Annotated in this window: 4 protein-coding genes; 1 reads left to right on the top strand and 3 read right to left on the bottom strand. The window is 71.2% G+C overall.

The genetic code is table 11. The features are described from left to right. Positions 1-26: 26 nt before the first annotated feature. The 3 genes from ACWGIF_RS37435 to ACWGIF_RS37425 form a co-directional block, all read right to left on the bottom strand. The gene (locus tag ACWGIF_RS37435) at positions 27-4,994 is read right to left on the bottom strand and encodes an NAD-glutamate dehydrogenase (RefSeq protein WP_453504275.1); all 4,968 of its coding nucleotides are present in this window, start codon (positions 4,992-4,994) and stop codon (positions 27-29) included. Positions 4,995-5,361: 367 nt separating this feature from the next. After that, complete coding sequence (locus tag ACWGIF_RS37430) at positions 5,362-6,048, bottom strand: HAD family hydrolase (protein WP_453504274.1); 687 nt, start codon at positions 6,046-6,048, stop codon at positions 5,362-5,364. Continuing rightward, positions 6,045-6,545 (bottom strand): DUF6912 family protein, encoded by a 501-nt coding sequence (locus ACWGIF_RS37425; RefSeq protein WP_453504272.1) that lies wholly within the window; start codon positions 6,543-6,545, stop codon positions 6,045-6,047. The genes ACWGIF_RS37430 and ACWGIF_RS37425 overlap by 4 nt, the downstream gene beginning before the upstream one ends. Before the next feature lie 302 nt (positions 6,546-6,847). On the opposite strand from ACWGIF_RS37425, the gene ACWGIF_RS37420 reads away from it, so the two are divergent. After that, entirely contained in the window at positions 6,848-7,294 is a 447-nt protein-coding gene (locus ACWGIF_RS37420) for an Rv3235 family protein (RefSeq protein ID WP_453504270.1), read from the top strand. Positions 7,295-7,337 lie beyond the last annotated feature (43 nt).

Below are 7,337 nucleotides of genomic sequence, written 5' to 3'. Positions count from 1 at the left end.
GGCCGGGGCCTTCGCCACGACAGGGACTATCTGTGCACGCGCAGCAGGCTGCGCATCGTCCGCATCGCCACCGACAGGTTCGCCAGGTCGAAGTCGTCCGATCCCCGGATCTCGTCCAGAGTCGTCCGCGCCCGCCCGATGATCGCCGCGTTCTTCTCCTCCCACGCCCTGAAGCGCTCCTCGGGAGTCGAGCTGCCGTTGCCCACCGACAGCACGTCGGCGGTCAGCGCCGCGTGCGCCGCGAACAGGTCCTCGCGGATGGAGGCGCGGGCCATGGACTGCCAGCGGTCGGCCCGCGGCAGCTCGATGATCCGGTCCATCAACTGGGTGATGTCCAGGCGGTCGGCGAGGTCGTAGTAGACCTCGGCGACGTCCAGCGGGTCGACCCCGGTGCGATCGGCGATCGCGACGATGTCGAGCGTCGGGAAGGCGGAGGAGAAGCCGGCCACCTTGGCGGCCAATTCCGCCGGCACGCCCTCGCCGGTCAGCTCATCCATGATCGACTGGTACCACTCCAGGTCGGCTCCGCGCACCAGCTTCGGCAGCTCGGCCCAGACCAGGCCCACGCGCTCCTCGAAGAAGGCGATGGTCTCGGTGATCTGGAGCGGCTGCGGCCGGTTGTTCAGCAGCCAGCGGGTGGCGCGCTCGACCAGGCGGCGCGAGTGCAGCCGCACCCGGGTCTGGACGTCCGCGGCGACCTTGTTGTCCAGCGCCTCCACCGCGTCCCAGACATCGGCCAGGCCGAAGATCTCGCGGGCCGCGAGCTGCGCCCGGACGATCTCCTCCGTGGAGGCTCCGCTCTCCTCGCGCAGACGGTGCAGGAAGGTCGAACCACCGGTGTTGACGGTGTCGTTGACCAGGACGGTGGTGATGATCTCGCGGCGCAGCGCGTGCGCGTCGATCTGCTCGGCGAACTTCTCGCCCAGGACGGCCGGGAAGTACGCGAAGAGCAGGCGGCGCAGGTACGGGTCGTCCGGCAGCCCGGTGGCGATGAGCTCGTCCGCCACCGTGATCTTGGTGTAGGCGAACAGCACGGCCAGCTCCGGCTGGGTCAGGCCCCTGCCGCTGCTCAGCAGCTCGCGGATCTGCCGGTCGGTGGGCAGGAACTCCAGCCCGCGGTCCAGCAGCCCGGCACTCTCCAGGCGGCGCATGTAGCGCTGCTGGGCGTGGAGCAGGCTGGGGGCCTGGGCCGCGCCGTTGGCGAGCGCCGTGTTCTGCGCGTAGTTGTTGCGCAGCACCAGATGGCCGACCTCGTCGGTCATCTGGGCGAGCAGCTTGTTGCGCTGCTTGACGGTCATGTCGCCGTCCGCGACGACCGCGTTGAGCAGGATCTTGATGTTCACCTCGTGGTCGGAGGTGTCCACGCCCGCGCTGTTGTCGATCGCGTCGGTGTTGACCTTGCCGCCGCTGCCGCCCGCGCCGCTGTGGGCGAACTCGATCCGGCCGAGCTGCGTCAGGCCCAGGTTGCCGCCCTCGCCGATGACCTTGGCCCGCACGTCGGAGCCGTTGACGCGGATGGCGTCGTTGGCCTTGTCGCCGACATCGGCGTGCGTCTCGGCCGTGGCCTTGACGTACGTACCGATGCCGCCGTTCCAGAGCAGGTCGACCGGGGACTGGAGGATCGCCTTCATCAGGTCGGCCGGGGTCATCTTGGTGACGCCCGCCTCGATGCCGAGGGCCTCGCGGACGTGCGCGTTGACCGGGATCGACTTCGCGGAACGCGGGTGGATGCCACCGCCGGTGGAGAGCAGCGAGGTGTCGTAGTCGGCCCAGGAGGAGCGCGGCAGCTCGAACAGGCGACGGCGCTCGGCGTACGAGGTGGCCGCGTCCGGGGTCGGGTCGATGAAGATGTGCCGGTGGTCGAAGGCGGCCACCAGGCGGATGTGCTCGGAGAGCAGCATGCCGTTGCCGAAGACGTCGCCGGACATGTCGCCGACGCCGACGACGGTGAAGTCCTGGGTCTGGGTGTCGTGGCCGAGCTCGCGGAAGTGCCGCTTCACGGACTCCCACGCGCCGCGGGCGGTGATGCCCATGCCCTTGTGGTCGTAGCCGGCCGAGCCGCCCGACGCGAAGGCGTCGCCGAGCCAGAAGCCGTAGGACTCCGCCACGCCGTTGGCGATGTCGGAGAAGGTCGCGGTGCCCTTGTCGGCGGCGACGACGAGGTAGGTGTCGTCCTCGTCGTGGCGGACCACGCCCTTCGGCGGCAGGACCTCACCGGCGACCATGTTGTCGGTGATGTCGAGCAGCGCCGAGATGAAGATCTTGTACGAGGCGATGCCCTCGGCGAGCCACGCGTCGCGGTCCACCGACGGGTCGGGCAGGTTCTTGGCGACGAAGCCGCCCTTGGCGCCGACCGGCACGATGACGGTGTTCTTGACCATCTGCGCCTTGACCAGGCCGAGGATCTCCGTACGGAAGTCCTCGCGGCGGTCGGACCAGCGCAGGCCGCCTCGGGCGACCTTGCCGAAGCGCAGGTGGACGCCCTCGACGCGCGGGGAGTACACCCAGATCTCGAAGGCCGGGCGCGGGGCCGGCAGGTCCGGGATGGCCTGCGGGTCGAACTTCATCGACACGTACGAGTGCTGCTCGCCCTTGTCGTTGAGCTGGAAGAAGTTCGTGCGCAGGGTGGCCTTGATGAGCGTGAGGAAGGCCCGCAGGATGCGGTCCTCGTCGAGCGAGGCGACCTGGTCCAGGGCCCCGTCCAGCTCCTCCATCATGGCGTCCACGAGCTCGCTGCCGGCCGTCTGGCGCACGGGCGCCATCCGGGCCTCGAAGAGCGAGACCAGCAGCCGGGTGGTGTGGACGTTGTTGCGGAGGGTGTCCTCCATGTAGTCCTGGCTGAAGGTGGAGCCGGCCTGGCGCAGGTACTTGGCGTACGCGCGCAGGACGACGGCCTGCCGCCAGGTCAGTCCGGCGCTCAGCACCAGGGCGTTGAAGTTGTCGTTCTCCGCGTCGCCCTGCCAGACCGCGGCGAAGGCGTCCTGGAAGCGCTCGCGGGCGTCGTCGCCGAGGTAGACGTCGCCGTTCCCCGAGGAGACGGGCAGCCGCAGGCCGAAGTCGTAGATCCACGCGCTGACCCGGTCGGAGCGGCGCAGCTCGTACGGACGCTCGTCGGTGACCTCGACGCCGAGGCGCTGCAGCACGGGCAGGACCGCGGAGAGCGAGACCTGCTCGCCCGCCCGGAAGATCTTGAACCGGCGCTCGCCGGGGCCTGCGCCCACGGGCTCGTACAGCGAGAGCGCGAACTCGCGGTCGCTGGCGGCGAGCCGCTCCAGGTGGAGCAGGTCGGCGACGGCGGCGCGCGGCGAGTGGTCGGCCTTGTAGCCCTCGGCGAAGGCGGTGCCGTAGCGGCGCAGCAGCTCGGCGGCGCGCTCCTCGCCGCACTCGGCGATCAGCGCCTCCTGGAAGCCGTCGGCCCAGGAGCGGGCGGCGTCGACGAGGCGGCCCTCGAGGCGCTCGATGTCGGAGTCGGTCAGGCCGGGCAGCTCGGTGCCCTGCGGGACGCGGATGACGAAGTGGATGCGGGAGAGGATCGACTCGGTGTTCCAGGCGGTGAAGTCGACGCTGATGCCGCCGAGCTCCTCCTTCAGGATGTCCATCAGGCGCAGCCGGACACCGGTGGTGAACCGGTCGCGCGGCAGGTAGACGAGCGCCGAGTAGTAGCGGCCGTACTCGTCCTGGCGCAGGTACAGCCGCAGCCGGCGGCGCTCCTGGAGGTACAGGACCGAGGTGACGATGGCCTGGAGCTGGTCGACCGGGGTCTGGAACAGCTCGTCGCGCGGGTAGGTCTCCAGGATCTGCGTCAGGTCGCGGCCGTCGTGGCTGGCCGGCGAGAAACCGGCGCGCTCCAGGACCTCGGCGACCTTGCGGCGGATCACCGGGACGCGGCGCACGGACTCGGTGTACGCGGCGGAGGAGAAGAGACCGAGGAAGCGGCGCTCACCGACGACGTTGCCGTCGGCGTCGAACTTCTTGACGCCCACGTAGTCGAGGTACGAGGGGCGGTGCACGGTGGAGCGGCTGTTGGCCTTGGTCAGCACCAGCAGGCGGTGCTCGCGGGCCTTGGCGCGGGCGTCGGCGGGCAGCCGGTTGAAGGACGGCGACACCGGGTGGCCGTCGTCCTTGCCGCTGTGGTGCGGGTCGGAGCGCAGGATGCCGAGGCCGGTGCCGGGAACGGCGGACAGGGAGTCGCCGTCGACGAGGTCGTACTCGCGGTAGCCGAGGAAGGTGAAGTGGTCGTCGGCGAGCCAGCGCAGCAGCTCCCGGGCCTCGTCGAGCTCGTACTCGCGCAGGTCGGGGGCGGTGGGCTCGTCGCTCAGGCCGTCGGCGATGCGCAGCGCGGCGTCGCGCATCTTCTCCCAGTCCTCGACGGACTCCCGGACGTCGGACAGGACGCGCTGCAGATCGACGGTGATCTGCTTGAGGTCGGCGCGGTCCGTCTCGCGGTCCATCTCGACGTGGATCCAGGACTCGACGAGGGCGTCGTGGGGGCGGTCGGTGCGGGGGCCGTGCGCGTCGCAGTCGGGGCCGAGGATCTCGATCAGCTTGCCGGTGATGTCACGGCGGACGACGACCTGCGGGTGGATCACGACGTGGATGCCGCGGCCCTGGCGGGACAGCTCGTTCGTCACGGAGTCCACGAGGAAGGGCATGTCGTCGGTGACCACCTCGACGACGGAGTGGCTGGAGGTCCAGCCGTTCTCCTCGACCGTGGGGGTGTGCACGCGTACGTTCGCGGTGCCCTGCGGCCGGTTCTCGGCCAGCCGGTAGTGCGAGAGCGCGGCTCCGAATACGTCGACCGGGTCCCGGTCCGTGAGGTCCTCGGGCGCCGTGTGCAGGTAGTAGCGCTGGAGGTAGGAGAGCACCGCGTCCTGATCTGGACGCCCTCCCTGCTCGGACCCAGACGGAAGTAGCCCCCCGGCCGGGCTGTGCTCAGCTACCCGGGCCGCCCGTGCGAGCAGCTCGGCCTTTGCTTCGTCCAGCTTGGTCTGCATGTCCTCTGGCTCCTGTCGCGCGCCATTGCGTGACGTAGGTGAAGGAAGGAATGACATAGCGCCGCGAGGCGGGGTGTCCGTTCGGGATCGACGCTATGCCGTCGAGAGAGCCGACCGGGAGGGAATGAGCCAAGATCGGCTGGAGGTCCCGGTGGCGGGGATCAGCGAAGGCCCGGGCACGGTCGTGCGCCGGGCGCAGGCCGGAGGCTCCAATGCCCCCGATGACTATCGCGCTGATCACGGGTACCAGGCTATCCCGACCTACCCCCAGGTCGTCATTCGCTGCATCTGTACAAATCTTGGGGTGGAACTTTGACACTCTGGCCAGCGACACGGCCGATGGTCCGTGCAGCGGCCTGTCCAGTAGCTATTCGGCCAGCTCACGAGCTGTTCGTACGGCCTCTGCCAGGGTGTCCACGACGGGCACACCGGCTGATTCCAGACTGCTGCGGCTGTGCGAACCGCCCGTGTAGAGAACCGCCCGGGCACCGACGTGGGCGGCGGCGAGGGCGTCGTCCACGGCGTCTCCGATGAGGACCGTACGGCCGGCCGTCACGCCCGTCCCGTCCAGGGCGGCCAGGTGACGTACGAGGTGTCCCGCCTTGGAGGTGTGGGAGGGACCGATCCGCCCGTCGACCCGCAGGAAGTGCCGGTCGATGCCGTGCGCACGCACCAGCGGCACGAGCTTCTCGTGGGGTGCGAGGGACAGCAGGGACTGCGTCAGCCCGTCCCGCTGCCACGCGTGGAGCAGCTCCCGGGCGCCCTCGGCGAGCGCGGCGCCCGCGGCGGCGGCCCAGTAGTGCCGGTGGAAGGCCTCGTCCATGACCACCCACTCCTCGTCGGTGGGCAGCCGCCCCATCAGGCGCTCGTAGAACTTCGGCACCGGCACGACGTACAGGTCGCGGTAGGTCTCCAGCGTGATCGGCGCGAAACCGAGCTCGGCGAAGGAGGCGTTGGTCGCGGCTATCACGGCGTCGATGTCGTGGAGCAGGGTGCCGTTCCAGTCCCAGACGATGTGGTTCGGGCGGTTCGTTTCGGTCGTCGGCTCGGTCACTTCAGCAACCCCGGGATCTCCTGCACGCCGAACCAGAGCAGCTCGTGGTCCTCGGCACCGTCCACGATGAACTGCGCGTCCGCGTCCCCGCCGTCGGCGGCGTCCAGGGCCCGTGCGGCGGCTGCGACGTCCTCGTCGGCGTCATCGGCGTCCACGTGCACGGCGGCGGCCACGGAGAGCCGTACGGCCGCGGCGAGGCTCACCTGGCCGAGGGTGGCCTCGTCGACGCCGGGGGTGGCGGTGGCGGCCTGGTCGTCCACGTCGAGGGCGACGACGACGCGCCGGGGCGGGGCGCTCGCGTCCGCGGCGAGGAGCCGCAGGGAGGCGGCCGCGGCGCGGTTGAGGGCCGCGTACTCCAGCTCCTCGATGTCGTCCGACACGTACCACTCCCGGAGTCCGGGGGTGACGGCGTACGCCCGCAGCGGGGCGGGGCCCAGCTCACCCGCCGTGTGCACCTCGGCGAGCCCGGGGAGGGTCAGGGGGACGTACACGCGCATGGCCGGCTGCTTTCAGTAGTCGGAAACGCCCCCAGGATACGACTCCGAGGGGGCCGGCCGGGTGAGGGACTCCGTCCCCCATCGGGGTGCGGGACAGGGACCGGCGGCCGTCCACCGGGGTCCCCGCCCGCGCGCCGCCCCCGGCCGCGGGCGGGCCGCCGCGCACTCGGATAGGTGAACCGGGCGGGAGCGCGGGAGGGCTGCGGAGGCGGTTGCGGAGCGTGGTGGACGCCCGTAGAAGATCCCCATCAAGTTACCGCCCGGTACCGCTCCGGGCCCGACGGTTTCGGGGGCAGATCGCGATGGACACCACGACGCGCGGCACGATCGGCAACGACGGGAGCCGCCGCCGGCCCGGAGGCAGGGCCCTGACCCGGCCCGCCGGGCGGCGCGACCCGCGGCGCCCCGCCGGCCCCCCGCGCACTCTGCGGCTCGGCCCGCACCACTGGTTCGCCGAACGCCTCCTGGCGGTGGTCAGCGGCCTGCGCCCGGTCCACTCGCTCCTCGGCCACACCGTCGGCCCCGCCTACCAGCAGCTGATCACGCTGGCTCCCACGGACCCCCTGCGCGACCGCCTGCGCCCGGTCATCCGCCAGTGCGGCCGCTTCACCCCCGGCCCGGGAGTCATCGAAGCCTTCGCCCGCATCGCCACGGGCGACCGCCTGACGGCGATGGCCTTCCGCCTGGAACAGGGCCCAGACCTCCGCTGGCGCTGCGCAGCGGTTGAACTCCAGGGCCCCCGCCCCTGACCCACCCGCCCCGGCTCACAGCCCCGCCAGACCCCTTCCAGCC

This window comes from Streptomyces sp. NPDC054849 (genome assembly GCF_053610945.1).
This window is presented reverse-complemented; position numbering and strand designations above follow the sequence as displayed.

Bases quoted from the DNA above. Each gene is read 5' to 3' on its own strand.
- ACWGIF_RS37435 (WP_453504275.1), bottom strand. From the start codon at position 4,994: ATGCAGACCAAGCTGGACGAAGCAAAGGCCGAGCTGCTCGCACGGGCG.
- ACWGIF_RS37425 (WP_453504272.1), bottom strand. From the start codon at position 6,545: ATGCGCGTGTACGTCCCCCTGACCCTCCCCGGGCTCGCCGAGGTGCAC.
- ACWGIF_RS37420 (WP_453504270.1), top strand. From the start codon at position 6,848: ATGGACACCACGACGCGCGGCACGATCGGCAACGACGGGAGCCGCCGC.